The sequence below is a fragment of the Variovorax beijingensis genome (genome assembly GCF_007828835.1).
Lineage (GTDB): Bacteria > Pseudomonadota > Gammaproteobacteria > Burkholderiales > Burkholderiaceae_C > Variovorax > Variovorax beijingensis_A.
The window spans coordinates 109,762-136,263 of record NZ_VIVL01000006.1; the positions used below are offsets into that span (position 1 = coordinate 109,762).

General features: G+C 69.8%; 26 protein-coding genes. 9 read left to right on the forward strand and 17 right to left on the reverse strand.

Going from position 1 to position 26,502, the window contains the following annotated elements; translation table 11 throughout:
• The 4 genes from FB547_RS18600 to FB547_RS18615 all read right to left on the reverse strand — a co-directional run bounded on the left by FB547_RS18600 (position 1) and on the right by FB547_RS18615 (position 2,285).
• Positions 1–579, reverse strand: a complete 579-nt coding sequence (locus FB547_RS18600) for a glutathione S-transferase family protein (RefSeq protein WP_209502780.1) — start codon at positions 577–579, stop codon at positions 1–3.
• A gap of 30 nt (positions 580–609) precedes the next feature.
• Positions 610–1,251, reverse strand: coding sequence for a CDP-alcohol phosphatidyltransferase family protein (locus FB547_RS18605; RefSeq protein ID WP_145744764.1), 642 nt, complete (start codon positions 1,249–1,251; stop codon positions 610–612).
• Between the two features lie 125 nt (positions 1,252–1,376).
• The gene (locus tag FB547_RS18610) at positions 1,377–1,913 is read right to left on the reverse strand and encodes an SRPBCC family protein (protein ID WP_145744766.1); all 537 of its coding nucleotides are present in this window, start codon (positions 1,911–1,913) and stop codon (positions 1,377–1,379) included.
• Positions 1,914–1,943: 30 nt separating this feature from the next.
• Complete coding sequence (locus FB547_RS18615; RefSeq protein ID WP_145744768.1) at positions 1,944–2,285, reverse strand: ArsR/SmtB family transcription factor; 342 nt, start codon at positions 2,283–2,285, stop codon at positions 1,944–1,946.
• 168 nt (positions 2,286–2,453) lie between these two features.
• Between FB547_RS18615 and bla the strand changes: the two genes are divergently transcribed.
• Positions 2,454–3,353 (forward strand): class A beta-lactamase, encoded by a 900-nt coding sequence (bla, locus tag FB547_RS18620; protein WP_145744770.1) that lies wholly within the window; start codon positions 2,454–2,456, stop codon positions 3,351–3,353.
• A 24-nt stretch (positions 3,354–3,377) separates the two neighbouring features.
• On the opposite strand, the gene FB547_RS18625 is transcribed toward bla, so the two are convergent.
• The 4 genes from FB547_RS18625 to FB547_RS18640 all read right to left on the reverse strand — a co-directional run bounded on the left by FB547_RS18625 (position 3,378) and on the right by FB547_RS18640 (position 6,854).
• A complete protein-coding gene (locus tag FB547_RS18625; protein WP_145744772.1) occupies positions 3,378–4,679 on the reverse strand; it encodes a UDP-N-acetylglucosamine 1-carboxyvinyltransferase in 1,302 nt (433 codons plus the stop codon).
• 20 nt (positions 4,680–4,699) lie between these two features.
• Positions 4,700–5,137, reverse strand: a complete 438-nt coding sequence (locus FB547_RS18630) for a helix-turn-helix domain-containing protein (RefSeq protein WP_186454203.1) — start codon at positions 5,135–5,137, stop codon at positions 4,700–4,702.
• A 91-nt stretch (positions 5,138–5,228) separates the two neighbouring features.
• A complete protein-coding gene (trhA, locus tag FB547_RS18635) occupies positions 5,229–5,849 on the reverse strand; it encodes a PAQR family membrane homeostasis protein TrhA (RefSeq protein ID WP_145744776.1) in 621 nt (206 codons plus the stop codon).
• A 93-nt stretch (positions 5,850–5,942) separates the two neighbouring features.
• The gene (locus FB547_RS18640; protein WP_145744778.1) at positions 5,943–6,854 is read right to left on the reverse strand and encodes a LysR family transcriptional regulator; all 912 of its coding nucleotides are present in this window, start codon (positions 6,852–6,854) and stop codon (positions 5,943–5,945) included.
• A gap of 142 nt (positions 6,855–6,996) precedes the next feature.
• Here FB547_RS18640 and FB547_RS18645 point away from each other — a divergent pair, with 142 nt between their 5' ends.
• The 4 genes from FB547_RS18645 to FB547_RS18660 are packed head-to-tail and all read left to right on the forward strand — an operon-like array spanning position 6,997 to position 11,358.
• On the forward strand, positions 6,997–7,452 hold the full coding sequence (locus tag FB547_RS18645; protein ID WP_145744780.1) for a DoxX family protein: 456 nt from the start codon (positions 6,997–6,999) through the stop codon (positions 7,450–7,452).
• A 24-nt stretch (positions 7,453–7,476) separates the two neighbouring features.
• Positions 7,477–8,127: a (2Fe-2S)-binding protein gene (locus FB547_RS18650; RefSeq protein WP_145744783.1), complete on the forward strand. Its 651-nt coding sequence runs from the start codon at positions 7,477–7,479 to the stop codon at positions 8,125–8,127.
• Entirely contained in the window at positions 8,120–9,115 is a 996-nt protein-coding gene (locus FB547_RS18655; RefSeq protein ID WP_145744785.1) for an FAD binding domain-containing protein, read from the forward strand. Before FB547_RS18650 ends, FB547_RS18655 begins: the two co-directional genes overlap by 8 nt.
• A gap of 2 nt (positions 9,116–9,117) precedes the next feature.
• Complete coding sequence (locus FB547_RS18660) at positions 9,118–11,358, forward strand: xanthine dehydrogenase family protein molybdopterin-binding subunit (protein WP_261380334.1); 2,241 nt, start codon at positions 9,118–9,120, stop codon at positions 11,356–11,358.
• Between the two features lie 9 nt (positions 11,359–11,367).
• Here FB547_RS18660 and FB547_RS18665 read toward each other — a convergent pair whose 3' ends face one another.
• The 5 genes from FB547_RS18665 to FB547_RS18685 all read right to left on the reverse strand — a co-directional run bounded on the left by FB547_RS18665 (position 11,368) and on the right by FB547_RS18685 (position 17,913).
• A complete protein-coding gene (locus FB547_RS18665; protein ID WP_145744786.1) occupies positions 11,368–11,727 on the reverse strand; it encodes a hypothetical protein in 360 nt (119 codons plus the stop codon).
• Between the two features lie 143 nt (positions 11,728–11,870).
• Positions 11,871–13,286 (reverse strand): GTPase/DUF3482 domain-containing protein, encoded by a 1,416-nt coding sequence (locus FB547_RS18670; protein WP_145744788.1) that lies wholly within the window; start codon positions 13,284–13,286, stop codon positions 11,871–11,873.
• Positions 13,283–14,692, reverse strand: coding sequence for a DUF2868 domain-containing protein (locus FB547_RS18675; RefSeq protein ID WP_145744789.1), 1,410 nt, complete (start codon positions 14,690–14,692; stop codon positions 13,283–13,285). Before FB547_RS18675 ends, FB547_RS18670 begins: the two co-directional genes overlap by 4 nt.
• Positions 14,693–15,078: 386 nt before the next feature.
• Positions 15,079–16,938: an ABC transporter ATP-binding protein gene (locus tag FB547_RS18680; protein ID WP_145744791.1), complete on the reverse strand. Its 1,860-nt coding sequence runs from the start codon at positions 16,936–16,938 to the stop codon at positions 15,079–15,081.
• Positions 16,939–16,968: 30 nt separating this feature from the next.
• Complete coding sequence (locus tag FB547_RS18685) at positions 16,969–17,913, reverse strand: LysR family transcriptional regulator (protein WP_145744793.1); 945 nt, start codon at positions 17,911–17,913, stop codon at positions 16,969–16,971.
• A 100-nt stretch (positions 17,914–18,013) separates the two neighbouring features.
• Between FB547_RS18685 and FB547_RS18690 the strand changes: the two genes are divergently transcribed.
• From FB547_RS18690 to FB547_RS18700, 3 genes are all read left to right on the forward strand, one after another.
• Positions 18,014–18,844 carry a DODA-type extradiol aromatic ring-opening family dioxygenase gene (locus FB547_RS18690; RefSeq protein WP_145744795.1) on the forward strand — a complete coding sequence of 277 codons (831 nt, stop codon included), beginning with the start codon at positions 18,014–18,016 and terminating at the stop codon, positions 18,842–18,844.
• A 28-nt stretch (positions 18,845–18,872) separates the two neighbouring features.
• Complete coding sequence (locus tag FB547_RS18695) at positions 18,873–19,745, forward strand: alpha/beta fold hydrolase (protein ID WP_145744797.1); 873 nt, start codon at positions 18,873–18,875, stop codon at positions 19,743–19,745.
• Between the two features lie 121 nt (positions 19,746–19,866).
• Entirely contained in the window at positions 19,867–20,682 is an 816-nt protein-coding gene (locus tag FB547_RS18700) for a MipA/OmpV family protein (protein ID WP_145744798.1), read from the forward strand.
• Here FB547_RS18700 and FB547_RS18705 read toward each other — a convergent pair.
• The 4 genes from FB547_RS18705 to FB547_RS18720 all read right to left on the reverse strand — a co-directional run bounded on the left by FB547_RS18705 (position 20,670) and on the right by FB547_RS18720 (position 24,833).
• On the reverse strand, positions 20,670–22,079 hold the full coding sequence (locus FB547_RS18705; RefSeq protein WP_145744800.1) for a sensor histidine kinase: 1,410 nt from the start codon (positions 22,077–22,079) through the stop codon (positions 20,670–20,672). The two genes, FB547_RS18700 and FB547_RS18705, sit on opposite strands and share 13 nt — an antisense overlap.
• The gene (locus FB547_RS18710; RefSeq protein ID WP_145744802.1) at positions 22,076–22,741 is read right to left on the reverse strand and encodes a response regulator transcription factor; all 666 of its coding nucleotides are present in this window, start codon (positions 22,739–22,741) and stop codon (positions 22,076–22,078) included. Before FB547_RS18710 ends, FB547_RS18705 begins: the two co-directional genes overlap by 4 nt.
• Before the next feature lie 80 nt (positions 22,742–22,821).
• The gene (locus FB547_RS18715; protein WP_145744804.1) at positions 22,822–23,838 is read right to left on the reverse strand and encodes a Bug family tripartite tricarboxylate transporter substrate binding protein; all 1,017 of its coding nucleotides are present in this window, start codon (positions 23,836–23,838) and stop codon (positions 22,822–22,824) included.
• Positions 23,835–24,833 carry a Bug family tripartite tricarboxylate transporter substrate binding protein gene (locus FB547_RS18720; RefSeq protein ID WP_145744806.1) on the reverse strand — a complete coding sequence of 333 codons (999 nt, stop codon included), beginning with the start codon at positions 24,831–24,833 and terminating at the stop codon, positions 23,835–23,837. The genes FB547_RS18715 and FB547_RS18720 overlap by 4 nt, the downstream gene beginning before the upstream one ends.
• A 165-nt stretch (positions 24,834–24,998) precedes the next feature.
• Here FB547_RS18720 and FB547_RS18725 point away from each other — a divergent pair, with 165 nt between their 5' ends.
• A complete protein-coding gene (locus FB547_RS18725) occupies positions 24,999–26,450 on the forward strand; it encodes an FAD-dependent oxidoreductase (RefSeq protein ID WP_145744807.1) in 1,452 nt (483 codons plus the stop codon).
• Positions 26,451–26,502: the final 52 nt, after the last annotated feature.

Sequence of the window (26,502 nt, forward strand, 5' to 3'; positions counted from 1 at the left end):
TCAGCCGAACTTCATGCCCTTGGGGCGGGCCTGCAAGCGGTCGATGTAGGCGTCGATCTTGGGGCGGTTCGAGCGCCCGCCGAAGGCGCGGTGCCAGATGAACATCGAGCCGATCATCACGTCGGCCGCGGTGAATTGCGCGCCGAAGAGGTACGGGCCGTAGCCCAGCTCGTGCTCCACCACATTCTTGGCCTGCTCGAAATGGGTCCAGCCGCGCGCGCTGTTGTTGCTGTGCAGCCCGAGCAGGCTGTCGCCCATCGCGGGTTCGAGCTGCGCCGTCGAATAGACCATCAGCGACAGGTAGCGGCCGCGCTCGGGCGAGCCTACCGATGGCGCCAGCCTGGCCTGCGGAAACTTCTCGGCCACGTACATGCAGATGGCCGCATTCTCGAAGACGCGGGCGCGGCCGTCGACCAGCGCCGGCAGCTTGCCCGAGGGATTGATCTTCAGGTAGCCGGGCTTCTTGTGCGCCTTCTCCCGGATCAGGGTGGGCACGATTTCGTAGTCCACGCCGGCTTCGTCGAGCATCCATTTCGCGACCTGCGAGCGGCTCTGTGGATCGAAATACAGCTTCATCATTTGACGGGGTTCCTTGGAGTGGATGGACGGTCAGAACTTGGGAATGCGCAGCGTCTTGCTGATCATCAGCGTGCCCGACAGCGCGAAGAGCAGCGTGAGCGGATGCAGCTGCCAGGGGCCGAGCACCCAGGCGCCGCCCCACACCGCGTCGCCGATGCGGCCCTGCCACGCGGCCCAGGCCAGCACGCCGACCAGCACCACGCTGGTCGGAATGGGCGTGCCTTCGAAGTACTTGACCTTGTCGGCGCCGGCGGAAAGCGCCTCGGCAGTGACGTTGTAGCGCGCGAGCCGGCTCACGCCGCAGCCGACGAAATAGATCAGCAGCACGCAGTCCCAGCCGCCGTCCAGGCCCGCCGCGAAGGCGAGCGCGGCCGGCGCCACGCCGAAGGAGATCACGTCGGCCAGCGAGTCGAGCTCGCGTCCCAGCGCGGAATGGGTTTGCCGCCAGCGCGCGATGCGGCCGTCGAACACGTCGAACACGAAGGCCGCGGGCGCGAGCGCGGCGGCCCAGAGGAAGTGCGCCAGCGACTGGCTCGCCATGAAGGCCATCGAGAGGAACACCGCGCCCACCCCGCACGCCGCATTGCCGAGCGTGAATACGTCGGCCAGGTGAAAGCCGCGGATCATCGAGAAATGCTTGCGGACCGGTACGGGGGAAGGGGTGGTGGCCATGGGATGCTTCGGAGTCGCGGATGCTGCGAACCTTAACGCAAGCGCGGGCGCTTGCCTGTAGTCGCCATCCGACTCCGCAAAGGGGCCGGCCGCACCGGATGGAGCGGCGCGGCTTTTTCGTCCGCTCAGGCCGGAAGGCGTTCGTCGTAGGCCTTCTCGAGCGCCGCGTGGTTGGTCCAGAACCCCCGCGGCTTGCGGCCGTGCAGCACGTCGTCGAGCACGTCGAGGTGGGCGTGCCAGCCGCTGGAGACGCTGAGGGTTTCCCTGCGGTCGGGCAGGCGCCGGTGCGTGAGCACGAGGTGCGTGGCATCGCCCTCTTGCGTGAACTCGAAAGTGACCTCGGAGGCGGTGGCCCTTTCGCTGCCCCAGCTGATGGTCAGGCGCTTGAGTGGCTCGAATTCGACGACCCGCGATTTCTGGACGATGGGGCTGCGGCAGGCGCTGAAGCGCTCGGGGGCCACTTCGCCGGAGAGCCGGGTGTGGTCGAAACGCAGCTCGAACACGCTGCCGGGCTCCTCCGCCATGGTGCCGCCGGCCAGCCAGGCGGCGCGCTTGCCGGGGTCGACGAAATAGGCCCACACGCGCTCGACGGGGGCGGGCAGGGTGCGCTCCATGCGCAGGGTGCCGGGTTCGATCAGGGTTCCGAGTTGGCTCTTGGCCATGGCTTGCTCCTTGAAAAAGAATGGGGAACTTCACTTGCCGCGGGATGCGTCGCGCCGCAGTTCGTCTTCCAGCGCATCGAGATGGCTGTTCCAGAAGCCTTCGTAGTAGCGCAGCCATGCGTTGGCCGACGCGAGCGCCGCCGGCTCCAGCCGGCAGACGTGCGCGCGGCCCTGCACCGTGCGGGACACCAGGCCGGCGCGCTCCAGCGCCTTGACGTGCTTGGATGCACCCGCGAACGACATGCGAAACGGTGCGCCGAGTTCGCCCACGCTGCATTCGCCCTGGGCCAGCAGCTGCAGCATGGTGCGGCGCGTGCTGTCGGCCAGGGCCTGGAACACGGCGTCGAGCCGTTCATCGTCTAGTTCAACCATGAGGTTGAATGTAGCCGTGCCTCGAAAATTATTCAACCAATAAGTTGAATGATTTTTGCGGTTACACCCGATACAGGCGAGACGCGGCAGCGCCGCCTGGCGCTGGAGCCTGCGCGATGGCGCTCCTACGATTCGCTCCGTTCCATCCACTCGCAAAAAAGAAGACCCATGAAATCCTCCGCCAATCGCCGCACCTTCCTGCTCGCCGCCTCGGCCTTGCCCCTGGCCGGCGCCTGTACCGCATGGTCCGCCAAGGGACCGCAGGCCGGCACGCTTTCAGGTGCCCAAGCGCAGCTCGCGGCCCTCGAACGCTCCGTGGGCGGGCGGCTCGGCGTGGTCGCCTTCGACACCGCCACCGGCGCACGCGTGCAGCACCGCGCCACCGAGCGCTTCCCGATGTGCAGCACCTTCAAGATGATGGCGTCCGCCGCCATCCTGGATCGCAGCAGCCGCGAGCCCGGCCTGCTGGAGCGGCGCGTGAGCTACGCGAGGAGCGACATTCTTCCCAACTCGCCCGTCACCGAGAAGCACCTGGGCGAGGGCATGACGGTCTCCGCGCTGTGCGCCGCCACCATCCAGTACAGCGACAACGCCGCGGCCAACCTGCTGATGAAGATGCTCGGCGGCCCGTCCGCGGTGACTGCGTTCGCGCGCTCCATCGGCGACCCGGTCTTCAGGCTCGACCGCTGGGAGACCGAGCTCAACAGCGCCATTCCGGGCGATCCGCGCGACACCACCTCGCCCGAGGCCATGGCCGCGAGCCTGCAGCGGCTGGTGCTGGGCGACGGGCTCGGGGCGGCGCAGCGCAGCCAGCTCGAGGCCTGGCTGCTGGGCAATACCACCGGCGCCACGCGCATCCGTGCGGGCGTGCCGGCTGACTGGAAGGTGGGCGACAAGACCGGGGCCGGCTCCTATGGCACGGTGAACGACATCGCCGTGCTGTGGCCGCCGGCCGGCGCGCCGCTGGTGATGGCGGTGTACCTGACGTTCCCGGCGCAGGATGCGCCGGGCCGCAACGACGTCATCGCATCGGCGGCGCGCATCGCGGTGGAGGCGCTGCGGGGCTGAGCCGCCCCGCGCCCGCCCGATGATTCACTCCTCGCTCGCCCACTCCACCTGCGCGCCCAGGCTGCGCAGGTTCTCGGCGAAGCGCGGATGGGCCCGGCGGATCGGCGTGGCATTGCGGATTTCGGAGCGGCCCTCGATGCTCGCCGCCACCATGAAGAGCGCGATCGCCACGCGGATGATGTAGGGGCTCTCGACCACGGCGGGCGTCAGCGGGCTGCCGCCGAAGCTGATGAGCCGGTGCGGGTCCGAGGAGAAGACGTGGGCGCCGAACTTCGACAGCTCGCCGGTCCATCCCAGCGCGCCGTCGTACACCTTGTTCCAGAACATCGCATTGCCCTGGGCGCGCACGCCCAGCGCAATGAAGATGGGGAGCAGGTCGACCGGAAAGTACGGCCACGGCGCCGCCTCCACCTTGGTGAGCACGTTGCTGGTGAAAGGCGTCTGCACCTTCAGCGGGCCGTCGCTGCTGGCGCGCGACCAGCCGTCGGCGTGCGTGACCGTGACGCCGAATTTCGCGAAGGTGCGGTCGATCAGCGGAAAGTTCTCGGGCGCGCTGTTGCGCACGACCACGTCGCCGCCCGTGATGGCGCCCAGCGCGAGGAAGGTGGTGATCTCGTGGAAGTCCTCGTCGAAGCGGAATTCCCCGCCGCCCAGCGCGCCGCCGCCGTGCACCGTGAGCCGAGAGGTGCCGATGCCCTCGATGCGCACGCCGAGCATCGCCATGAAGCGGCAGAACTCCTGCACGTGCGGCTCGCAGGCGGCATTGGTGAGCGTGGAGCTGCCGTTGGCCGCCGCCGCGCACAGCACGAAGTTCTCGGTGGTGGTGACGGAGGCGTAGTCGAGCCAATGCTGCGCGGGCACGAGCGGCCCGGCGCAGCGCACCAGCAGCGAGCCGCTGGCGCGCTCCACCTCTGCGCCGAAGCGGCGGAACACATCGACGTGCGGATCGATCTCGCGCACGCCCAGCGTACAGCCCTTGACGTTGTCTTCGAGCCGCGCAATGCCGAAGCGCGCGAGCAGCGGCGGCACCAGCATGATCGAAGAGCGCATTTCCTCGGGCAGCCGGTCGCGCGCGGCATCGAAGGCCGTGTCGCGGTGGTGCAGCTCCAGCGTGCCGGTGGCGTGGTCCATGCGCGCCTCGCTGCCCAGGCTGCGGAAGATGTCGAGGATCTTGCGCACGTCGGTGATGTCGGGCACGCCATGCAGGCGCAGCGGCTCGCGCGTGAGCAGCGTGGCGCACAGTACCGGCAGCACGGCATTCTTGTTGGCGGAAGGCGTGATGCGGCCACGAAGCGGCGTGCCGCCGTGCACGATGAGGCTGGACATGAAAGAAGAGCGCGGCCGGCTTATCCGTTCAGCTGCTCGGCCACTTCGCGCCGGCCGAGGCCCCGCACGGCGGCCAGGCCTTCGAGCTGGGCCTTGCGCGGCCTGGCCTTGCCTTGCTCCCATTTGTAGATGGTCTGGCCGGTCACGCCCACCAGCTTGCCGTAGGCAGCGGCCGAGAGGCCGAGCTTGACGCGGTGCGCGGCCAGCCGGCTCGCGCTGAATCGCCGGTGCGGGCCTGATTCGGCGGCTTCGTCGGCATCGCCTGCGGGAGTGGCGCGCGCCACGGTCCTGGTGGCGCGGCGCAGTTCCTTCTCCAGCTTTTCGACCTGCCGGCGCAATGCGGCGATCGAGGCGCGGTGCAGCGTGGAAGCTTTTCTGAGCGTTTCGATCTCCGCGCGAACTTCCTTGCGGGCGACACGGGAAATCTCGGATTTCAGGATGGAGGCGATATTTGGCATGGGGCGCATTGTGCACATCTCACGACGCGAAACTCCGCGAGAGGTGGTAACAGGTGCTTACGGCGGGGTCCTGCTCGCCCGCGGCTGCGCATCAAAGCACGAACCACCCCACGCACACGTAGTGGCTCGCCGTACCCGCAAGCACGAACAGGTGCCAGGTGCCGTGCGCATGCCTGAAGCCCCGCCGGTTGCGGTAGAACACCGTGCCCACGGTGTAGAGCACCCCGCCGGCCAGCAGCCACGCGAGCCCGCCGCGGTCGAGCCGCGCGGCCAGCGGCACCGCGGCCAGCACGCCGAGCCAGCCCATGGCGATGTAGAGCGCCAGCGGCGGTTTCGAGGCTGCGCTACCTGCCTGCAGCAGCTCGCGTGCGATGCCGAAGAGGGCCGCGCCCCATACGGCGGCCATCAGCAGCCAGCCCCAGACCCCGTGCAGCGTGACCAGCGCGAACGGCGTGTAGGTGCCCGCGATCAGCAGATAGATGGCGCAGTGGTCCACGCGCTCCCAGAAGCGTTTGCGCGGCCCGCGGGTGCTGTGGAACAGTGTGGACGCCGCATACAGCACCACCGCCGAGAGCGAGAACACCAGCGCGCCGGCAATCCGCGCGGCGTCGCCGGTGGGCAGGGTCTTGGCGAGCAGCAGGGCGGTGGCCGCGAGTGCGAGCAGCAGGCCCAGCAGATGGCTGTATCCGTTGAGCCGTTCGCCGGGGTACATCGCGTGGGTGGGGTGCAGTCTGGGTGGATGGCGGCAAGGGCCTGCGGATGCTAGGTGCGCCGCATGACTGAGCGGTGACCACTGCGCCGGCGCCTATGCGGCCGCGCTGCCGAAGCGCTCCGCATAGAGCTGCGCGATCCAGTCGATGAACACCCGCACCCGCGGCGAGAGCTGGCGGTGGTGCGGGTACAGCACCGAATAGACCATCGGCGGGCAGGGCGTGTGCGGCAGGATCTCGACCAGCGTGCCTTCGCGCAACTGGCTCTCCACGCTGAAGCGCGGCACCTGGATGATGCCGCAGCCCTGTTCGGCGCAGCTCTTGTAGACATCGGCGTTGTTGACGCTGATCCAGTCCTTCAGCATGCAGGTCTCGAGCTTCCCGTCCACCATGAACTCGTACGGAAACACCTCGGGCCGCGAGGCCGAGAAGAAATTGACCGCGAGGTGCCGGGCGAGGTCGGACGGCTGCGTGGGCGTGCCGTACGCGGCCAGGTAGCCCGGGCTCGCGCAGGTCACTTGCGGCAGCAGCGCCAGGCGGCGCGTGACCAGCGACGAATCCTTGGGCTCGCCCGCGCGCACCACGCAGTCGACGCCTTCGCGCACCAGGTCCACCAGCCGGTCGCCGCTGCCCATGGCCAGTTGGATGTGCGGATAGCGCTCATGAAATTCCTGGATGCGCGGCAGCACGATGGCCTGGGCGGGCGCGCCGTGGATGTCGATGCGCAGGCGCCCGCGCGGGTTGACCGACAGCTCCGCCAGTGAGGACTCGGTCTCTTCGAGTTCGCGCAGCAAATGGCGGCAGCGCTCGTAGAAGGCCTGGCCGTCGACGGTGGTGCGCACCTGGCGCGTCGTGCGCTCCAGCAGCCGCACGTGCAGCCTGGCCTCCAGCTCCTTGATGGCATGCGTGGCCGTGGCACGCGGGATGTCGAGCGCGGCCGCGGCCTGGGTGAAGCTGCCCAGATCGACGATGCGGGTGAACAGCTGCATGGCGTCGAAGCGGTCCATGGGTTCTTCTCGATTGTTGAGTCTCCTTGAATTGTATTGGCGAGATTTACGTATTTATTCGCCCAGGGAGAACAGAGAGACTTTCTCTCGCGCCATCTTCGAAGGCGCTTCCCGCATCCCCTTTGACCCAGGAGCAATCCCCATGCAACTGATCTTTCCGCGGCTGCGCAGCGTCTATGAGCGGCTGGAGCCGCTGAGCTATGCGCTGCTGCGCATCGCCTTCGGCCTGATGCTCATGACCCACGGCATCCCCAAGCTGCTGGGCCGCAGCCACGGCAGCATGGCCGATCCGATGGCCGGCTCGGTGAACCTGATCGCCAACGTGCTGCACCTGCCCGCTGCCCCGCTGATCGGCTGGTTCATCGCGCTGCTCGAAGGCGTCGGCGGGCTGATGCTGGCATTGGGTTTCCTGACGCGCATCGTCGCGCCGATGGTGGTGGTGCAGATGCTGGTCATCTGCTACCTGCTCGCACCCACCTTTCCCTGGATCGACCGCGGCTACGAATACCCGCTGATGCTGGTCTTCGCCGCGCTGTGCATCGCGGCGCGCGGCAGCGGCCCCGCGTCGGTCGATGCGCGCCTCGGCCGTGAATTCTGAAGAAGCAAGAAAGGAAGAAGCCCCATGAGCCAACCACTCCTGCAGAACGCGGCAGGCGCATTGCCTGCCGTCAATCGGCGCATGTTCATGATGACCACGGCGGCCGGTGCGGGCGCCGCGGCTTCGGCCGGCGCGAGTGCGGCCGCGGAAGCCGGCAGCGCGGCACCCAACTCCGGCACGGGCTCCCAGGAGACCCGCGTCACCATCAACGGCAGGCTCCACGAACTGAAGCTGGAGCCGCGCGCCTCGCTGCTCGACGTGCTGCGCGAACAGCTCGGCCTCACCGGCGCCAAGAAGGGCTGCGACCACGGCCAGTGCGGTGCCTGCACGGTGCATGTGGACGGCCGCCGCGTGGCCTCGTGCCTCACGCTGGCCGTGAAGACCGACGGCTGCGCCGTGACCACCATCGAGGGCATCGAGTCGCCCGACGGCACGCTGCATCCGATGCAGCAGGCCTTCCTCGACCACGACGCGCTGCAGTGCGGCTATTGCACGCCCGGCCAGATCATGGCCGCCATTGCCTGCGTGCGCGAAGGCCATGCCACCAGCGACGCGCAGATCCGCGAATACATGAGCGGCAACATCTGCCGATGCGGTGCGTACACGGGCATTCTCGAAGCGATCCGCGAGGCCGCGCCACGGATGCGCCGCATGGAGGGCAGCCGCCATGCATGACTTCGCCTACCTGCGTCCGCGCAGCACCGGCGAAGCCGTGCAGCTGCTCGCGCAGAACCAGCCCGGCGCGCGCTACTTCGCGGGCGGCACCACGCTGTTCGACCTGATGAAGCTCGGCGTGGAAGCGCCGGCCACGGTGATCGACATCACCCGCATCGAGGGCCTGCGCGAAGTCGACACCGCCAGCCGCGGCGAACTGCGCATCGGCGCGCTCGCGGCCATGAGCGACGTGGCGGACAACGCCGTGGTGCAGCGCGAATTCCCGGCCTTGTCGGAGTCGCTGTGGAAGGCCGCTTCGCAGCAGCTGCGCAACATGGCGACCGTGGGCGGCAACCTGCTGCAGCGCACGCGCTGCGCCTACTTTCGCGGCGGGCCCGAATTCGCCTGCAACAAGCGCGTGCCCGGCAGCGGCTGTTCGGCCGTGGGCGGCCAGAACCGCGGCCATGCGGTGCTGGGCGGCAGCGACGCCTGCGTGGCCGTCTATCCGGGCGACTGGGCCGTTGCATTGGTGGCCTTCGATGCGCTCGTCGACACCGTCAGCCCGCGCGGCGAACGCACGGTGCCGGTGCGCGAACTGCACCGCGCGCCCGGTGCCGCGCCGCACCTGGAGACGGTGCTCGCGGCCGACGAGCTGATCGTGGGCATCCGCGTGCCGCGCGGGGCGATCGGCCGGGGCTCCACGTACCACAAGATCCGCGACCGCGAGTCCTATGCCTTTGCGCTCGCCTCGGCGGCCGTGGCCCTGGAGCTCAGGAGCAACCGCGTGTCCGACGCACGCATTGCGCTCGGCGGCGTGGCAACGCATCCGTGGCGCGCGGCCGAGGCCGAGCGCAGCCTGGTCGGCCAGCCGTTCACGCGCGCGGCCGCGCGGCGCGCCGCCGAGCTTGCCTTCGAGGGCGCGAAGCCGCTCGAGCACAACGCGTTCAAGGTGGCGCTCGGCATCGAGACGGTGACCGATGCGCTGATGCTGGCCAGGGAAAGGAGCTGAAGATGGCAACGAGCCTCAAGACGGTGATGACGAAGCGCACGACCCGCGCGGGCGCCGAGCGCGTCGACGCGCGCGACAAGGTGCGCGGCGCCACGCGCTATGCGGCGGACGATGCGCGCGCCGGGCTGCTGCATGCCGCGCTGGTGCCCTCGCGCATCGCACGCGGCGCCGTCACCGCCATCGACACCGCGGCGGCGCAGCGCGTGCGCGGCGTTCGCACGGTGTTCACGCACGAGAACGCCGGCAGCTTCGACACCGGCGGCTTCCTGATGGGCGGCGGCTTCGGCTTCCAGAGCTTCTATCCGCTGCGCTCGCCGCAGGTCGCCTACCGCGGCCAGACCGTGGCGATGGTGGTGGCCGACACGCCCGAGGCCGCGCGCGAGGCCGCGGCGCTGGTGGCCGTGACCTATGCTGCCGTCCCTTTCGTGGCGACCATCGATGCGCCCGACGCCCAGCCGCAGGCGCAATCGGCCCTGCTGCCGCAGCCGATGTTCGCCGACCGGCGGGCGGGCGATGCCGAGGCCGTGCTCCAGGGCGCGGCCTTCACGGTGGACGCGGCCTACGAGTTGCCGATCCAGCACCAGAACCCGATGGAAATCATCGCGACCGTGGCCGAGTGGAGCGCCGACGGCGTGCTCACCATCCACGAGCCGACCCAGAATGCCGAAAGCGTGCGCCACGGCCTGGCGAAGCAGCTCGGCATCGAGCCGGCCAGGGTGCGCGTGCTGTCGCCCACGGTGGGCGGCGGCTTCGGCCAGAAGAACTCGCTGCAGTCGCACACCGCGCTGGTGGCGATTGCGGCGCGCGCGCTGGGCCGGCCGGTCAAGCTCGTGCTGTCGCGCAGCCAGCTGTTCCACAACGCGAGCTTCAGGCCGGCGAGCCGCCACCGGGTGCGCCTGGGCGCCGACCACGGCGGCAAGCTGGTCGCCGCCATCCACGAGATCGACCAGCAGACCTCGCGCCACGACCTGTTTCCGTCGAGCGGCACCGAGATCACTGCGCGGCTCTACGGCATCGGCAATTTCCTCGGCCGCGAACGGCTCGTGCGCACCGACGTGCAGACGCCCGGCTACATGCGCGCGCCGTTCGAGCATCCGGCCGCCTTCGCAATCGAAAGCGCGGTGGACGAGATGGCCTACGCGCTCGGCCGCGACCCGGTCGCGTTCCGGCTGGCGAACGACGCGGCCGTCGATCCGATCAGCGGCAAGCCCTTTTCGTCGCGCCACCTGGCCGAGTGCCTCGCCAAGGGGAGCAGCGCCTTCGGCTGGGCGCGCCGCACGATGGCGCCGCGCTCGATGCGCGCGCCCGACGGCAGCCTCATCGGATGGGGCGTGGCGGCCGGCGCCTACAAGGCGGCGATTGCTCCGGCCGTGGCCAAGGTGCGACTCGATGCGAGCGGCGCGGTGCGGGTGGCGGTCGGCGGCCACGAGATGGGGCAGGGCATTCGCACCGCCATCGCATTGACGGTGGCGCGCGTGCTCGGCGCGCCGGTGGCCGCGGTGGAGATCCTGGTCGGCGACACCGCCGCCGCGCCGCAACACCTGACCGCCGGTTCCTGGGGCACGGCCACCGCCTTGCCGCCGGTGCAGGAAGCCGCGCAGCGGCTCATGGACGACCTGCGCCAGAACGCGGGTGCGCCAGGCGATGCGAACGGCGGCACGGCCGTGGCGCTGCTGCGTGCCTCGGGCCGTCCCTTTGCCGAGGCCGAGAGCCGGATGCGCGCGCCGGGCCAGCCGGAGCAGGTCTTCGGACGGCTCACCGGCGGCCTGCCCGCCGCGGCGGGGCCGGTGTACCCGGATTTCGTCGCCTTCAGCTTCATTGCGCACTTCGTCGAGGTGCGCATCGAACCCACCACGCGGCGCATCCGCGTGCCGCGCGTGCTCAGCGTGGCCGACTGCGGCACGGTGGCCAGCCTGCGCACCGCACGCAGCCAGGTCGAAGGGGGCGTGGTGTGGGGCATTGGCGCCGCCCTGCGCGAGGCGAGCGAGGTGGACACGCGCTACGGCGGCTTCCTCAACGCGGACCTTGCGGAATACGTGCTGCCCGTGGCGGCGGACATCGGCCGCATCGATGTCGACTTCGTCGGCAAGCCCGACACGCGGCTCAATGCCATGGGCGTGAAAGGCCTGGGCGAAGTGGCCATGGTCGGCGTGGCGCCCGCCATCGTGAATGCGGTGTTCCATGCCACCGGCAAGCGCCTGCGCCGGTTGCCGCTGCGGCTGGAGGATCTGCTCGAAAGCTAGGACCGGAGGCTACCTGCCGGTGCCGAACGAGTTGACGTGCACCTCGACGATGTCCACGAATTCCGGCAGCTCGAGCAGGAACTCGGAATCGCGTGCGAGCGGCGCCACGCGCAGCGGATCGCCGCGTTGCGCGTGCATCGCGTGCATGTGCTCGATCGATTGCCAGTAGGAGACGGTCCTGAATTCGGCGGTCTCGCCGTTCAGCTTGCGAAAGTACTGCACGCCCAGGCATTCCGGTTTCTTGGCGATCTCCTGGATGCCATGCTCGAAGCTGTAGCGCAGGTATTCGTCGGCGCGCGCAATGGGGGTGCGGCCTTGCCACACGCGCCCGATCAAGGGGGTGGCGAGCAGTTTGCATTCGACGGCCATGGATGCTCCTTTTCGGGGAAGACAAAAAAACGAACGGCACCCCGCGTGCCGTCGATGTCTTCGAACAAAGCGTGGGGCGCACGGCAGCGTCAGCACGTAGGAATCCGGCGCCTCCGCCTGCAAGCGAAGGCAGGAGCCGGCGCTCAGGGCTCGAACGCTTGCAGCAGCGTGCGCGCGAGATCGGCCGCGAGCGCATCGCGCTGCGGTGCCGGGCGCCAGAAGCCGCGCGAGGCCAGGCCCGCCGATACCCATTCGGGATGGCTGCGTGCAGGCCGCGCCGCGCGCACGGCGGCGGCCGTGGCGCGCGTCGGCGCGTCCTGCGTCGCGCTCGTTTCGGCCGCGATGCGCCCCGTGGCCGCATGCCCGCGCTGCTCCAGTGCGCGCGTGAGCTTCAGCTGCCAGGCCACCAGCGCAAACAGCACGCCGTCCTCGACCGTGAGCTCGTGCACGTTGCGCAGCCGGTTCGCCAGCTTGCGGCCGAACGGGCCCCAGCCCTGCGACACCGCGCCGCCGATGGCGCCGCCCAGCGCCGCGCCCGTGCCGAGCGAAATGCCGGCTACGGCCAGGTCCGCCACCACGCCCACGGCCGCGCCGATGGCCGCGCCCTTGCCGAGCCGCAGGCCCGCGTCCTTCAGGGCTTCGGGGCTGAAGAAGTCCAGCGTCCAGCGGCCTTCGATGAGCGGCAGCGGCGCCTCGCCCGCATCGTCCTGGCGGAAGCCGTAGAGCGCGAGCAGGTCGTCGGTGCAACGCTGCGCCTTGTCGAACACGTCCTTCCGCAAGGCCGCGACGAAGGCTTTGCGGCGCGCCGTGTCGGCGAACTCCTCGGCCGGCACCGTGCGGCGCAGCGCGGCGGCATCGACCAGCAGTTCCGCGATGCGCGCGCAGGCCGCGCCGCGGCGCTCCGCGGCTTCGGCGGCGAGCGAATCCACCACCGCGCGCAGCTGCTCGCGGCGGTCACGCAGCAAGGTCGACAGGTCGCCGTAGAGCTCGCGCTCGGCTCCAACGAAGGGCGCGGCGGCGTCGAAGCGCACCTGCACGTGCAGTCCGTAGGCCGAGAGCAGTTCCTTCCAGTCGGGCTCGCGGCTGGCCGCATCGCGCACGAAGTTGAGCACCGGCAGCACGGGCCGGGCGCAGGAGTTGAGCAGCTCGATCTCGTCGCGGAACTTGGGCAGCACCGGCTCGCGTACATCGATCACGAGGAAGGCCGCATCGATGCCCTGCATGGTGCGCAGCACCTTGGCTTCCTGCTCGAACACGCCATGCGCTTCGGGGCCTTGCAGGAACTGGCGGATGCGCTCGGGCGGCGTGGCCTGCGCATCGAAGCCGGCCAGGTGCTCGCGCAGCGCCACTGCGTCCTCGAGGCCCGGCGTGTCGAAGAAGCGCACGGCGGCCTGGCCGTTCACCTCGAGATCGATGGACTCCACATGGCGCGTGGTGCCGGGGCGCTGCGACACTTCGCCGAAATTGGCGCGCCGCGTCAGCGTGCGCAGCAGCGAGGTCTTGCCCGCGTTGGTGTGGCCGACCACGGCGATGCGGATGGCTTGCTGCTGCTGCGTCATGGGGTGGTGCCGAGGCCTTGCAATGCGTCTTCGAGCCGGGGCGTGGCCGCGACGCGCGGCAAGCCGGTGCCCTGCAGCCAGTCGATCCAGCGCTGCGATGCGTTCGCGCCGGGCATGTCCCTGGCGGCCGGTGCCAGCCAGAGCCGGCATTCGCCGCAATGGGCCAGCACTTCGCGCAGGAAGCGTTCGGTGCCCCGGTCGGGGCTCGATGCGGCGTGGCACGCCAGCAGCACGGCACGCGGACGGGCCTGCGCCAACTGGTCGAGCAGCGCGCGGCGCGCGGGGGCGCTGCCGTCGATGCGCTGCACCTGGGCCGGGGTGATGGCGGGCAGGCCCTCGGGCGGCCACGGCGTATCCGCAGGCAGCTCGAAGCCGATGACGAACAGGCTATCGCGCAGATCCGAAGGCGCAAGGCCCGCGGGCGCCGAGCCCGGCGCACGCCCCGGATCGGCATCGACGATGGCGGGCGGCGCGAGCGCAGCGAAGCGCGCCGCGAGCCTGCGGTAGTAAGGATCGCTCCAGTCGGGCCGCAGCGCGGCGCGGCGCCGCTGCCACACCGCCGCGCTCAGCAGCACCAGCGCCAGGCGCGGCAGCAGCCCGTACACCACGATGCAGCCGGTCAGCCACAGCGCCCACGTGCGCTGGCCCGCGGCGCCGGGCGAAGGGGAGAGCACGGTCGCGGCGTCGGGAACCGGAAAGCCGATCTGCGACGGCGCCCAGCCCAGCACCTGCACGGCGTGCACGAAGAAGGCCGGGTCGAGGATCGTCGTCTCCCAGCTCAGCGTGTAGCTGCGGAACGCCAGCGCGAACAGCAGCGCGGCCAGCACCACGGCGAACGAGAGCGACCAGATGCCGTGGCTCACCAGCCCCAGCGCCCAGGGCAGCAGCCTGGCGCGCGCGAGCAGCCCGGTGGCGGCCCGTACCAGCACCGGCACCTGGCCGCGCTTGCCGCCGGCCACGCGCGCGGTGAGCGACAGCCAGATCCATCCCAGCGAGCTCGTGTTGAACGCGCCGAGCGGCAGCCACAGGCCGGCCAGCCAGAGCAGCAGCGTGAGCGCATGCAGGCCGAGCAGGCTCGCGAGCGCGACGATCACGTTGATGTGCCGTTCGCCGCCGCCGACCACGTTGCCCGCGAGGCCCAGGCCGGCCATGACGATGAGCGCCACCAGCCCGAGCAGCACCCATGGCGCCCATTGGCTGGCGCGTGCCAGCTCGGATTGCAGGCCGATGCGTTCACCGAGCAGGAGCGCGCGTACGGTGATGCGTGCCGGCGCGCCGCAAGCGCGGGCGAGGGCCGCGCGCAGGACCTCTGCGTCGTCGAGCGGACCTTTCTCCTCGGTCCATCGGATCGCTTCGGTGACGACCGCGTCCGGAAAGGCAGGTTCGCGCAACGCGGTGTTGGTCAACAGGGTCCCTTCGCAGCAAGTGGTGCCCCGCAAGTGCCGGGGCGCGCGAATTATGCCCGGCGCGCTTTGGGTGACCCATGAGAAACGGGGCCGCGCGAACGGCCCCGTTGTTGTTCAGCAGGCGAGTCGAAAACGCGTGCCCGGTTTCAGCGCAGGCCGAAGAACGAAAGCACGGCTACGACCACGACGACCAGACCGACGATGTAAATGATGGAATTCACGCGAGGACTCCTCGTTGTTGACGACAGCTCCAGCATCGCGCCCGGGGTGTCCGGTTGCTGTCGGCGGGTGGCGGCCTGTGCTGTAGGACTCGCGAAGACCGTCCGGGCGCCCGCCCCGCACGGCCGTAACTCTTGCTGACAAATCGCCGGCATGGGCTCAGGCACTCAGGCCCGCAGGGCTTCTTCTTCCTCGTCGAGATCGTCGCCCAGGAAGCCGCCGCTCTGGTGCGCCCACAGCCGTGCATAGAGTCCGCCCTGCGCCATCAGCGTGCGGTGGTCGCCTTCCTCCACCACGCGGCCTTCGTCGAGCACGATGAGCCGGTCCATTGCCGCGATGGTCGACAGCCGGTGCGCGATCGCGATCACGGTCTTGCCTTCCATCAGCCGGTAGAGGCTCTGCTGGATGGCGGCCTCCACCTCGGAGTCGAGCGCGCTGGTGGCCTCGTCGAGCAGCAGGATCGGCGCGTCCTTGAGCATCACGCGCGCAATGGCCACGCGCTGGCGCTGGCCGCCCGAGAGCTTCACGCCGCGCTCGCCCACGTGCGCCTCATAGCCCTGCCGGCCGCTGGCGTCGCCCAGCGTCTGGATGAAGTCGTGCGCTTCGGCGCGCCGGGCGGCCGCTTCGATCTGGGCCGGCGTGGCATCGGGCCGGCCGTAGGCGATGTTGTCGGCCACCGAGCGGTGCATGAGCGAGGTGTCCTGCGTGACCATGCCGATGTGGCTGCGCAGCGAATCCTGCGTCACGTGCGCGATGTCGCGCCCGTCGATCAGGATGCGGCCGCTCTCCAGGTCATGGAAGCGCAGCAGCAGGTTGACCAGCGTCGACTTGCCCGCGCCCGAGCGGCCGACCAGGCCGATCTTTTCGCCGGGCCGCACCACCAGGTTCAGGTCGTCGATGACGCGGCGGCCCGCATCCGCATAGCGGAAGCTCGCATGCTCGAAGCGCACCTCGCCGCGCGGCACCTCGAGCACGCCGGCCTCGGGCGCGTCGAGCACGGTGCGCGGGCGCGACAGCGTCTTCATGCCGTCCTGCACGGTGCCGATGTTCTCGAACAGGCTGGTCATCTCCCACATGATCCAGTGCGACATGCCCTGCAGGCGCAGCGCCATCGCGGTGGCTGCGGCCACCGCGCCTACGCCCACCGTGCCGTTCGACCAGAGCCACAGCGCGGTGCCGGCCATGCCGGCGGTCAGGCCCATGCTGAGCGTGTGGTTGACGATCTCGAAGGCGCTCACCAGCCGCATCTGGCCGTAGCCCGTGTGCATGAACTCGCGCATCGCCTCGCGCGCGAAGCCGGCCTCGCGCTGCGTGTGCGAGAACAGCTTGACGGTGGCGATGTTGGTGTAGGCGTCGGTCACGCGCCCGGTCATGAGCGCGCGCGCGTCGGCCTGCGCCTTGCCCACCTTGCCCAGCCGCGGCACGAAGTACATCAGCGCACCCGCATAGAGCACCAGCCAGACGATGAAGGGCAGCACCAGCTGCACGTCGAGCACGGTCACGAGCACGATGATGGTCACCACGTACACGCCCATCGCCACCACCACGTCGGCCAGCACGAACAGGGTGTCGCGCACCGCCAGTGCGGTCTGCATCACCTTGGCCGTGATGCGGCCCGCGAATTCGTCCTGGTAGAAGGCCATGCTCTGGCCCAGCATCACCCGGTGGAAGTTCCAGCGCAGGCGCATCGGCAGGTTCACCGCCAGCGTCTGGTGCTTGACGATGGTCTGCAGCGCGACCACGCCGATGCTGATCACCAGCAGCGCGGCCAGCCACGCCAGCGTGTCGCCGCGCTCGGCCCACAGCCGCGACGGCACCTGGCCGCCGAGCCAGTCGACGATGCGCCCGAGGATCGCGAACAGCAGCGCCTCGAAGCCCGAGATGGCCGCGGTGAGCGCCGCCATGACGGCCATCTTGAGGCGCAGGCCCTGGGTGCAGGCCCACAGGAACGCGAAGAATCCCGTCGGCGGAGGCGACGGTTCGGCCGCGGGATAGGGGTGGAGCAGTTTTTCGAAGAAACGGAACAAGGCGTGCGGTCTCCAGGGGAAGCCGCGACTTTAGCCCGGGGTGGCATGTCCTTGCCCCGAAAGGGTGCGTTTTGCCGCCGCGGGCGGCTGGCCGCCCAGCCGCTCGCCGAGAAAGTCGATGAAGCTGCGCAGCTTGGGCGCCATGTACTGGCGGCTGGTGTACACGGCAAACAACGTGACCGGCGGCGAGGCGTGGTCGGGCAAAAGCCGCACCAGCCGGCCCGCGGCCAGGTCGTCGTCGACCAGCCATTCGGGCAGGAAGGCAATGCCCATGTCCGCGCGCACCGCATGCAAGGTGAGCGTGGTGTCGTCCGAGCGCAGCGCCGGCGTGAGCCGCAGCGCAAACATCCGCCCGCCCGGCCCCTTGAGCGAGAGGTTGTCGAGGTTCACGTAGCTCGGCACGATGGCGCCGAGCCGGTCCACGTCGGCCGGCAGCGTGGGGTTGCCGCCCATGCGGCGCAGGTAGGCGGGCGTGCCTGCCAGGTGGAAGGGCACGCGGCACAGCGGCCGCGCGATCAGCGCCGGGGAGGGCTCCTGGGTGGCGCGCAACGCGAGGTCGTAGCCATCGGCCGCGAGATCGACCTTGCGGTTCTCCAGGTGGATGTCGACCAGCACTTCCGGAAAGCGCTCGCGGTAGTCGGCCAGCACGCGCGCGAAGCGCGGCGTGGCACACCACACCGGCGCGCTCACCTTGAGCTGGCCGCGCGGCGCCTCGCTCGTCTGGCCGATGGCGGCCTCGGCGGCATCGAGCAGGTCGAGTGCGCGCCGGCTCTGCTCGTACCAGGCGGTGCCGGCCTCGGTCAGGCTCAGGTGGCGGCTCGAGCGGTGCAGGAGCCGCGCGCCCAGGGATTTCTCGAGCTGCGCCACATGCTTGCTGGCCATCGGCGGCGACATCGACAGCCGCTCGGCCGCGGCCACGAAGCTGCCCGATTCGACGACCTCCCGAAACACGCGCAGGCTGGTCAGACGGTCCATGGATGGTTTCCTCTGAGGAAATGAATCGATGCATCGTAGCCTGTCGATTTCCCCGTGGGAAATGTCTACAGTCGGTGCAACGCCTTCAAGGAGCATCGGCTTGACCCACGACAACACCACCTCGCGCCTGCCCACGTACTTCATCTCGCATGGCGGAGGCCCCTGGCCCTGGATGAAGAAGGAGATGGGCGGTGTCTATGACCAGCTGGCCGCGGCGCTGGCCGACATGCCGCGCCAGATCGGCCGCACGCCGGACGCCATCCTGATGGTGTCGGCCCATTGGGAGGCACCGGTCTTCACGGTGCAGGGCAACCCGCGTCCGCCGATGATCTACGACTACGGCGGCTTTCCCGCCCACACTTATGAAGTGCGCTACGACGCACCGGGTTCGCCCGAGCTTGCGCGGCGCGTGCAGTCGCTGCTCGAGGCGGCTGGGCTGCCGGCGGCCATCGACCCCGAGCGCGGCTTCGACCACGGCATGTTCTCGCCCATGAAGGCGATGTACCCCGATGCCGGCGTGCCGGTAGTGCAGTTGTCGCTGCGTCGCGGGCTCGATCCGGCGGAGCACCTGGCACTCGGCCGCGCGCTCGCGCCCCTGCGCGACGAGAACGTGCTCATCGTGGGCAGCGGCCTGAGCTATCACAACCTGCGCAACTTCGGCCCGCAGGCACACGGCGTTTCCAAGGCCTTCGGCGACTGGCTCGACCACACGGCAGTGCAGTCGCCGCCGCAGGAGCGCGTACAGCGGCTGCAGGACTGGGCCGCCGCACCGTCGGCGCGCATGGCGCATCCGCGCGAGGAGCACCTGATCCCGCTGATGGTGGCGGTCGGCGCGGCCGAGCAGGAGCCCGGCGAACGCGTCTATCACGAAGAGGCCTTCATGGGCGGCCTCGTGGTGTCGAGCTACCGCTTCGGCGCCGGCGCCAGCTGAAAAGGCTGCGCGTTGGCAGAATCGGGCGATGCCTTCCATTCCTGATTCAGATTTCAATACCGAAGCCCGCCTGCAGATCGAACGCATCGCCGCGAGCGGTACGCGCCATGACGTGGTGCACGGCGGCGTTCGCGTCTGCTGGCGCCGCTTCGGCGATGACAACACCCACGCGCCGCTGGTGCTGCTGCACGGCGGCCACGGCAGCTGGATGCACTGGTTGCGCAACGTCGAGGCGCTTTCGGCCGGGCGCACGCTGTGGCTGCCCGACATGCCCGGCTTCAACGATTCCGACGCGCCGCCGCGCGCAGCGCCCGGCGAGGACCCGCTCGGCCCGTTGCTCGATGCGCTGGGCGGATCGCTCGACCAGCTGATCGGCGCGGGCACGCCCATCGACCTGGGCGGCTTCTCCTTCGGCGGGCTCACCGCGGCGCGCTTCGCGGTGCGGCGCGGTGCCATCCGGCGCCTCGCGCTCGTGGGCAGCGGGGGCCACGGCACGATGCGGCGCATGGCGGTGGAGATGATCAACTGGCGCGCCGCCCCCGACCGCGCGCAGGAACGCGCCGCGCTGCTGCACAACCTGGCCGCGCTGATGCTGCACGACAAGGCCGCGATCGACCCGGTGGCGTTCGAGATCCACGACATCTCCTGCCACGGCACGCGTTTTCGCAGCAAGGACGTGTCGCAGGCGGGCGGCCTGCAGGCCGCGCTCGACACGCTCGGCGGGCCGCAGCTGCTGCTCTGGGGCGAGTACGACGTCACCGCCGATCCGCGGCCGCTGGTGGCGCAGCTCACGGCCGGCCATCCGCAGCGCGAAGGCGTGGTGATCGACGGGGCAGGGCATTGGGCGCAGTACGAGCGCGCCGATGAATTCAACCGGCTGCTGCTGCGCTTCCTGGGCTGAGCGCCGGGCCATTCATCGAATCTTAAAAAGCCTAAAGAGTTATTAAAGCCTCAGGGTCAGCATCCGGCGGCGAGGCGGTGATGCCGCTTCGAACCTTCGACTTTCCACCCTGAGGATCCTGATGAAGAAGCCAACCCGCCTTGCCGCCCGAGGCCCCCGTTTCCATGGCCGCTCGGCCTTCGCGGCCATTGCCGTGGGCGCCGTCTCCGCCACCTGCATGCCACTCGCCTGGGCGCAGTCCGACGAAGAGAAGTTCCAGGCCGGGGGCTCCCAGTGGGGTCTCGGTATCGCGGCGGGCATGGACCGCAAGCCCTACCGCGAATTCGACGACAAGACGATCGCCATTCCGATGGTCACCTACGAGAACCGGTGGGTCAGCGTTGCGGGCCCGAGCCTCGACCTGAAGCTCCCTTCCGCGGGTCCGGTGTCGTTCCGGCTGCGTGCGCGCTACGCTTCCGACGGCTACGAGGCCGAAGACTCCCCCTACCTGGCCGGCATGGAGGAACGCAAGGCCAGCATCTGGCTTGGGGCCGCCGCGATCTGGCGCAACGAGTTTGCCAACCTGTCGGCCGAGCTGCTGGCCGACGCTTCCGGGCACAGCAAGGGCACCCGGTTCAAGCTGCAGGCCGACCGCCGCTTCACCTCGGGGGCCTTCAGCTTCACGCCACGGCTCGCTGTGCATTGGGTCGACCGCAAGTACGTCGACTACTACTACGGCGTGCGCGCAGCGGAAGCCCGCTCGGACCGCGCCCGCTACGACGGCGACGCCGCCGCGAACGTCGAATTGGGCCTGCGCGTGGACTACGCCGTGGCGCCGAAGCAGACCCTGTTCCTGGACCTCAGCGGCACCCGCCTCGGCAGCGGCATCAAGAACAGCCCGCTGGTCGGCCGGTCGAGCCAGACCGGCGTGCGCGTCGGCTACCTCTACAGATTCTGAAGCGCGGGAGCCTCGGCGGAGCCCAACGCCGGAAACAGCACGCGAATGCCGAGGCCGCGGCCGTCGAGTCCGGCGCCGGTCTCGATGGTCGCGCGATGCACCTCGGCGATGCCCGCCACCAGCGACAGCCCGATGCCGCTGCCGCGCGACGGCGTGCCGGCCACGCGGTGAAAGCGCTTGAAGATCGAGGCGCGCTCCGCGGCCGGCACGCCCGGGCCGTCGTCGGCCACCTCGAGGTAGACGCGCCGGGCCTCGTCGGGTCCGGTGCCCGCCGTGTGGCCGCAGCTCACGCGCACGCGGCCGCCCTTGGGCGTGTAGCGCAGCGCGTTGTCGACCAGGTTGCGCAACAGGATGCCGATCTCGTCGATGTCGCAGCGAATGGTGCACGGCCGCGCGTCGAGCAGGATGGTGCGCGCGTGCTGGAGCGCATGCACGTCGAACTCGTTCGCCACGTGCATCACGAGTGCGCCCAGGTCGGCCGGCGCATGCTGTGGCGCGTTGGCGCCCGCATTGAGGCGCGCCAGGTCGAGCAACTGCTCCGACAGGCGCGTGCTGCGCTCGGCCACGGCGAGCAGCTTGGCGAGTGCGACGTCCTTCTCGGCCGCGGTGGGTGCGCGCAGCGCGATCTGGGCCTGCGCCTGCAGCGCCGAGAGCGGCGTTCGCAGCTCGTGCGCCGCATCGCCGATGAAGCGGCGCTCGCCCTCGACCGCCTCGTCGAGCTGCCGCAGCGCATGGTTGAACGACGCGACCAGCGGATGCAGTTCGCGCGGCAGCGGCGCCGGAGAGAGCGGCGTGAGGTCGAAGCTGCGCCGCTGGCGCATCTGCTCGCCCAGCGCCAGCACCGGCTTCAGCGAACGGCGCACCACAAACCACATCAGCGCGCCCACCAGCAGCAGCAAGAGCGTGTTGATGACCAGCGCGGTCATCGCGTCCCCGCGCAGTTCGGCGTCGACCACGCTGTGCAGATTGCCCACCTGCACATGCACGCGGCCAGTCTTGTCCGAGGCGGAGTAGACACGCCATCGCGCGCCCGCGATCACGCTGGTGGCCGCGCCTCCGGCGAAGCCCGGCCGCAGCGGGGTCTCGGGCGCGCCGGGCGAGCGCACGAGCAGGCGGTCGCCGTCGAGCCAGATCTGGAACGCGAACGCCTCGCTCTCGGGCAGCGCCTCGTCGCGCAGCTGAAGGCCGTTGGCGCGCGGCCGCAGCCCCTTGAGCTTGTCTTCGCCGGGAATGGTCAGCAGGATGCGCGTGGCGACGGTCTGGAGCTTGTCGTCCCAGATGCTGTTCCTGTTGTGCGTGAGGTAGACGAACAGCACCGTGAGCGCCACCGCCCAGCACAGCGCGATGGTCGCGGCGATCACCATGATCATCCGCGCCTGCAGCGAGTTCAGCCTCATGGACGCGGCTGGCCCACCACGTAGCCGTGCCCGTGCACGGTCCGGATCAGGTCGTCGCCGAGCTTGCGGCGCAGCTGGTGGATGAAGACGGCGATGGTGTTACTCTCGACCGCGCTCGCGTTGCCGTAGACGGCGTCCTGCAGATGGTCGCGCGTGACCACGTGGCCGGGCCGCTCGAGCAGTGCCAGCAGCGTACGGTATTCGTGCGCGCTCAGCGTCACCTCGACCCCGGCCTTCGACACCACGCGGCGGCTGCGGTCGACCTCGATGTCGCCATGCGAGAACACCGGGACCACGCGGCCCTGGCTGCGGCGGATGACCGAGCGCACGCGCGCCCAGAGCTCGTCGAACTGGAAGGGCTTGACGATGTAGTCGTCGGCGCCCGCGTCGAGCCCGTGGATGCGCTCGCTGAGCTGGCCGCGCGCGGTCAGCATCAGCACGGGCGTCGGGTCGTAGCGGCCGCGCATCGCGCGCAGCACCGAAAGCCCCGACTCGCCGGGCAGCCCGATGTCGAGCAGCACGGCGGCATAGGCATGGTCGATCAGCGCGAGCCGGGCCGCGGGCGCGTCGCAGACATGGTCGATGGTCCAGCCGCCCTGGCGCGCGCCGTCGCACACCGCCTCGCCCAGCATGGCATCGTCTTCGACCAGGAGCAGGTGCATGGGGGCGTGGCGCGTGAAAAGCAGTGCGAATGATGCCCCAGAGTTTTTAATATCTCTTTAAGCGAGAGCCCGGAGCCTCGCTATTGCTTCACCAGGCCCAGCCTGCGGATCGTGTCGCCCCACTGGTCGTAGGTCGTACGCGTGAGTTCGGCCAGTTGCGCGGGGCTCGACGACTCGGCCTCGTAGGCGCCCTGGCGGAAGAAGTCGCGCGTGGCGGGCATCGCCAGCACCTGCGCGAGCGCGCCGTTGAGCCGGGCGACCACCGGCGCCGGCATGCGCGCCGGACCGAAGAAGCCGAGCCAGCTCGGCATGTCGACCCCGCTCACGCCTTGCTCGGTCATCGTGGGCACGTCAGGCAGCATCGCGCTGCGCTTCGGCGCCGCCACTGCCAGCATGCGGACCTTGCCGGTGGCGGTGTTCTGGATGGCGTTGGGCGCGGCGTCGAAGTAGTACTGCACGCGGCCCGCGAGAAAGTCCTTCGCGGCATCGGCGCCGCCCTTGTAGGGCACGTGCACCACGTCCAGCCCGGCCTGCTTGGCGAAGGCCTCGCCGTAGATGTGCGACGAGGTGCCGGTGCCGAAGGAGGCATAGCTCATCTTGCCGGGGTTGGCCTTGATGTAGGCTACCAGCTCGTGCACCGTGCGCGCGGGCACGCTCGCATGCACCGTGAGAACCAGCGGCCCGCGCGCGCCGAGCGAGATCGGCGTGAGGTCCTTGAACGGGTCGTAGCGCACCTGCGCCAGCGTCTGCGGGTTCTGCGCCACCACCGAAGAGGGCGCGTACATCATCGTGTAGCCGTCGGGTGCGGCGCGAATCACTTCCTCGGTGGCAAGGATGAAGCTCGCGCCCGGCCGGTTCTCCACGATCACGGGCGTCTGCAGCACTTCGCCGAGCTTGTTGGCGACGAAGCGCGCCTGCGCATCCGAGGCGCCGCCCGCCGCCAGGCCGAGCACGATGCGGATGCTGCGGCCCTTCTCGGGGAAGGGCGCGGGCTCGGCCGCGAGCGCGCCGCACGGCAGCGCGGCCGCGCCCAGTGCGAATCCGAGCCACGCGGCAACGCGCCGGCGGCCGATGGAGAAAGGTGGCCCGGCCTTCATTGCTTCGCCAACCCGACCTGCTGCACCATCGCGCCCCAGCGCTCGTAGGTCGAGCGCGTGACGCCGGCAAACTCCTCGGGCGTGCTGGCCCCGGCTTCATAGCCGCCGCTGCGATAGAACTCGCGCACCTGCGGCATCGCCAGCACCTGCGTGAGCGCCGCGTTGAGCCTGGCGACCACCGGCGCGGGCATGTGGGCCGGCCCGTAGAAGCCGAGCCAGCTCGGCAGGTCGAGGCCTGCGAGGCCCTGCTCGGCGAAGGTCGGGACCTCGGGCAGCGCGGCGATGCGCTCGTTCGCGGCAATTGCCAGGATCTTCACCTTGCCGGTGCCCGAGGTGATGATGGCCGAGGAGGCCGAATCGAACATGTACTGCACGCGGCCGCCGATCAGGTCCTTGGCCGCATCCGAGCCGCCCTTGTAGGGAATGTGCACCGCGTCGAGGCCGGCCTTCTTCACGAAGGCCTCGCCGTAGATGTGCGACGAGGTGCCCGCGCCGAACGATGCATAGCTCACCTTGCCGGGATTCGCCTTCACGTAAGCGATGAGTTCCTTCACGTTGCGAGCCGGCACGGTGGTGCTCACCGACAGCACGAGCGGCCCGCGGCCGCCCATCGAGATGGCGGTGAAGTCCTTGAACGGGTCGTAGGGCACCTGCGAGAAGGTGTGCGGGTTCTGCGCCATGGTCGACGAAGGCGCGTAGAGCAGGGTGTAGCCGTCGGGCAGGGCGCGCGCCACCTCGCTCGCGGCCAGCATGGTGCTGGCGCCGGGCTTGTTGTCGACGATCACGCCGGTGCCCAGCACCTCGCCGAGCTTCTGCGCCACGATGCGCGCCTGCGCATCGGTGCCGCCGCCGGCTGTGAAGCCCACCACGATGCGTATCGGCTTGCCGCCGCGCACGGGAAAGTCTTGCGCGAGCGCCAGGGGCGCCACGCCCAGGAGGGCCGCCGCGCCGAGCGCCGCGCCGAATGCGCGGCGGGTGCCGCAGGGTTTCTTCATCAATGTCTCCGTTGGAATGTTCTTCTTATATTGGTTTAGAAAACCATAAAAATCCATATCGACTAGGGAATACCCCGAAGAAACGCCTTTTTCAGGCTTTTGTGTTTGACAAAATGAACATTGAAATCAAAATACGACGCAACAGCCCATCAAAGACATTCATCCATGAAAACTGTCGTCCGCACCGACGAGCGCATCCTGTCCTCCGACATCTTCGACCGCGACAGCCGCGTCAAGCGTCCTGACCACGGCAGCTGGGCCGAGCCCGGCAAGAACATCCCGGTCTACCACCGCTGCGGCGTGCTGGTGGTGGGCGGCGGGCCTTCGGGCACCGCGGCCGCCGCGGCCGCCGCGCGCGCCGGCGCCGACGTGGCGCTGCTCGAGCGCTACAACCACCTGGGCGGGCTTTCCACCGGCGGCCTCGTGATCTGGATCGACCGCATGACCGACTGGGAAGGCCAGCTGGTGATCCGCGGCTTTGCCGAAGAACTGTTCGACCGCCTGCCGGCCGATGCCATTGCCGGACCCGCGCGCGAAGACTGGGGCTCGCAGGACGCGGCCAAGGCCGCCCACTGGTCGCAGCGCACGGCCGCGTACCACGGCGTGGTCACCTGGTCGCCCACCATCGACCCGGAACGGCTCAAGCTGCTGTCGCAGGAGATCGTGCTGGAGCGCAAGGTCAAGCTCATCTACCACTCGTGGGCCGCGATTCCGATCGTGCAGGACGGCGCCGTGAAGGGCGTGGTGTTCGAGAGCAAGGAAGGCCGCATGGCGATCATGGCCGACGTGGTGGTCGACGCCACCGGCGACGGCGACCTGTTCGCGCGCGCCGGCGCGGCTTTCGTGAACGACATCGAGGAGGCCGACGTGCACCACTGCATGAACACCTCGTGGCTGTTCGGCGGCGTGGACATGAACCGCTGGATCGAGTTCAAGGCCGGCCAGCCCGAGGCCTTCAGCGCCTTCATGGCGCGCGGGCGCGAAGTGTGCGGCCTGTTCGAGCGGCCCTTCGTCTCGTGGCGCAACGACGTGGCGCTGTTCATGGGGCCGCGCCAGTCGGGCTACTCCGCGCTCGACGTGGACGACCTCACGGCCGTGGAAGTGCGCTCGCACCGCGCGATGGCCGCGCACCTGGACTACTTCAAGGCGCATGCGCCCGGCTTCGAGGAGGCCTACCTGATGCTGAGCGCGCCGCAGATCGGCGTGCGCCATGCGCGGCGCCTCTCCGGCGTGGGCGCGGTGCTGCGCAGCCAGTGGCCCGACGGCGTGGCACTGGCCGACGAGGTGGGCGTGACGCCCGCGGTGTCGCCGAAATTTCCGAACATCTCGATTCCCTATGGCGCGCTGGTGCCGCAGCAGCTCGACGGCCTGCTGGCCTGCGGGCGCCACATCTCGTGCGACCGCAACTCGCACGGCTTCATGCGCGAGATCCCGCAATGCTGGATCACCGGCCAGGCCGCGGGCGTGGCGGCGGCGCTGGCCTCGCAGGGCTGCATCGAGCCGCGCTTCGTCGACGTGGGGGCGCTGCAGTCGGCGCTGCTCGCGCAGGGCGTGTACCTGCGTGCCGGCGCCGGGCAGGGCGCGCAGGCGCGGGCCGCGGCCGAAGCCGGTATCTGAATCGCATGAACCCGGCCGACGCGCTTTCGCCAGCCTCTACATTGCAGAGTCT

Coding starts and splice junctions, on each gene's coding strand:
- FB547_RS18600 (WP_209502780.1), bottom strand. CDS start 579: ATGATGAAGCTGTATTTCGATCCACAGAGCCGCTCGCAGGTCGCGAAA.
- FB547_RS18605 (WP_145744764.1), bottom strand. CDS start 1,251: ATGGCCACCACCCCTTCCCCCGTACCGGTCCGCAAGCATTTCTCGATG.
- FB547_RS18610 (WP_145744766.1), bottom strand. CDS start 1,913: ATGGCCAAGAGCCAACTCGGAACCCTGATCGAACCCGGCACCCTGCGC.
- FB547_RS18615 (WP_145744768.1), bottom strand. CDS start 2,285: ATGGTTGAACTAGACGATGAACGGCTCGACGCCGTGTTCCAGGCCCTG.
- bla (WP_145744770.1), top strand. CDS start 2,454: ATGAAATCCTCCGCCAATCGCCGCACCTTCCTGCTCGCCGCCTCGGCC.
- FB547_RS18625 (WP_145744772.1), bottom strand. CDS start 4,679: ATGTCCAGCCTCATCGTGCACGGCGGCACGCCGCTTCGTGGCCGCATC.
- FB547_RS18630 (WP_186454203.1), bottom strand. CDS start 5,137: ATGCCAAATATCGCCTCCATCCTGAAATCCGAGATTTCCCGTGTCGCC.
- trhA (WP_145744776.1), bottom strand. CDS start 5,849: ATGTACCCCGGCGAACGGCTCAACGGATACAGCCATCTGCTGGGCCTG.
- FB547_RS18640 (WP_145744778.1), bottom strand. CDS start 6,854: ATGGACCGCTTCGACGCCATGCAGCTGTTCACCCGCATCGTCGATCTG.
- FB547_RS18645 (WP_145744780.1), top strand. CDS start 6,997: ATGCAACTGATCTTTCCGCGGCTGCGCAGCGTCTATGAGCGGCTGGAG.
- FB547_RS18650 (WP_145744783.1), top strand. CDS start 7,477: ATGAGCCAACCACTCCTGCAGAACGCGGCAGGCGCATTGCCTGCCGTC.
- FB547_RS18655 (WP_145744785.1), top strand. CDS start 8,120: ATGCATGACTTCGCCTACCTGCGTCCGCGCAGCACCGGCGAAGCCGTG.
- FB547_RS18660 (WP_261380334.1), top strand. CDS start 9,118: ATGGCAACGAGCCTCAAGACGGTGATGACGAAGCGCACGACCCGCGCG.
- FB547_RS18665 (WP_145744786.1), bottom strand. CDS start 11,727: ATGGCCGTCGAATGCAAACTGCTCGCCACCCCCTTGATCGGGCGCGTG.
- FB547_RS18670 (WP_145744788.1), bottom strand. CDS start 13,286: ATGACGCAGCAGCAGCAAGCCATCCGCATCGCCGTGGTCGGCCACACC.
- FB547_RS18685 (WP_145744793.1), bottom strand. CDS start 17,913: ATGGACCGTCTGACCAGCCTGCGCGTGTTTCGGGAGGTCGTCGAATCG.
- FB547_RS18695 (WP_145744797.1), top strand. CDS start 18,873: ATGCCTTCCATTCCTGATTCAGATTTCAATACCGAAGCCCGCCTGCAG.
- FB547_RS18700 (WP_145744798.1), top strand. CDS start 19,867: ATGAAGAAGCCAACCCGCCTTGCCGCCCGAGGCCCCCGTTTCCATGGC.
- FB547_RS18705 (WP_145744800.1), bottom strand. CDS start 22,079: ATGAGGCTGAACTCGCTGCAGGCGCGGATGATCATGGTGATCGCCGCG.
- FB547_RS18710 (WP_145744802.1), bottom strand. CDS start 22,741: ATGCACCTGCTCCTGGTCGAAGACGATGCCATGCTGGGCGAGGCGGTG.
- FB547_RS18715 (WP_145744804.1), bottom strand. CDS start 23,838: ATGAAGGCCGGGCCACCTTTCTCCATCGGCCGCCGGCGCGTTGCCGCG.
- FB547_RS18720 (WP_145744806.1), bottom strand. CDS start 24,833: ATGAAGAAACCCTGCGGCACCCGCCGCGCATTCGGCGCGGCGCTCGGC.
- FB547_RS18725 (WP_145744807.1), top strand. CDS start 24,999: ATGAAAACTGTCGTCCGCACCGACGAGCGCATCCTGTCCTCCGACATC.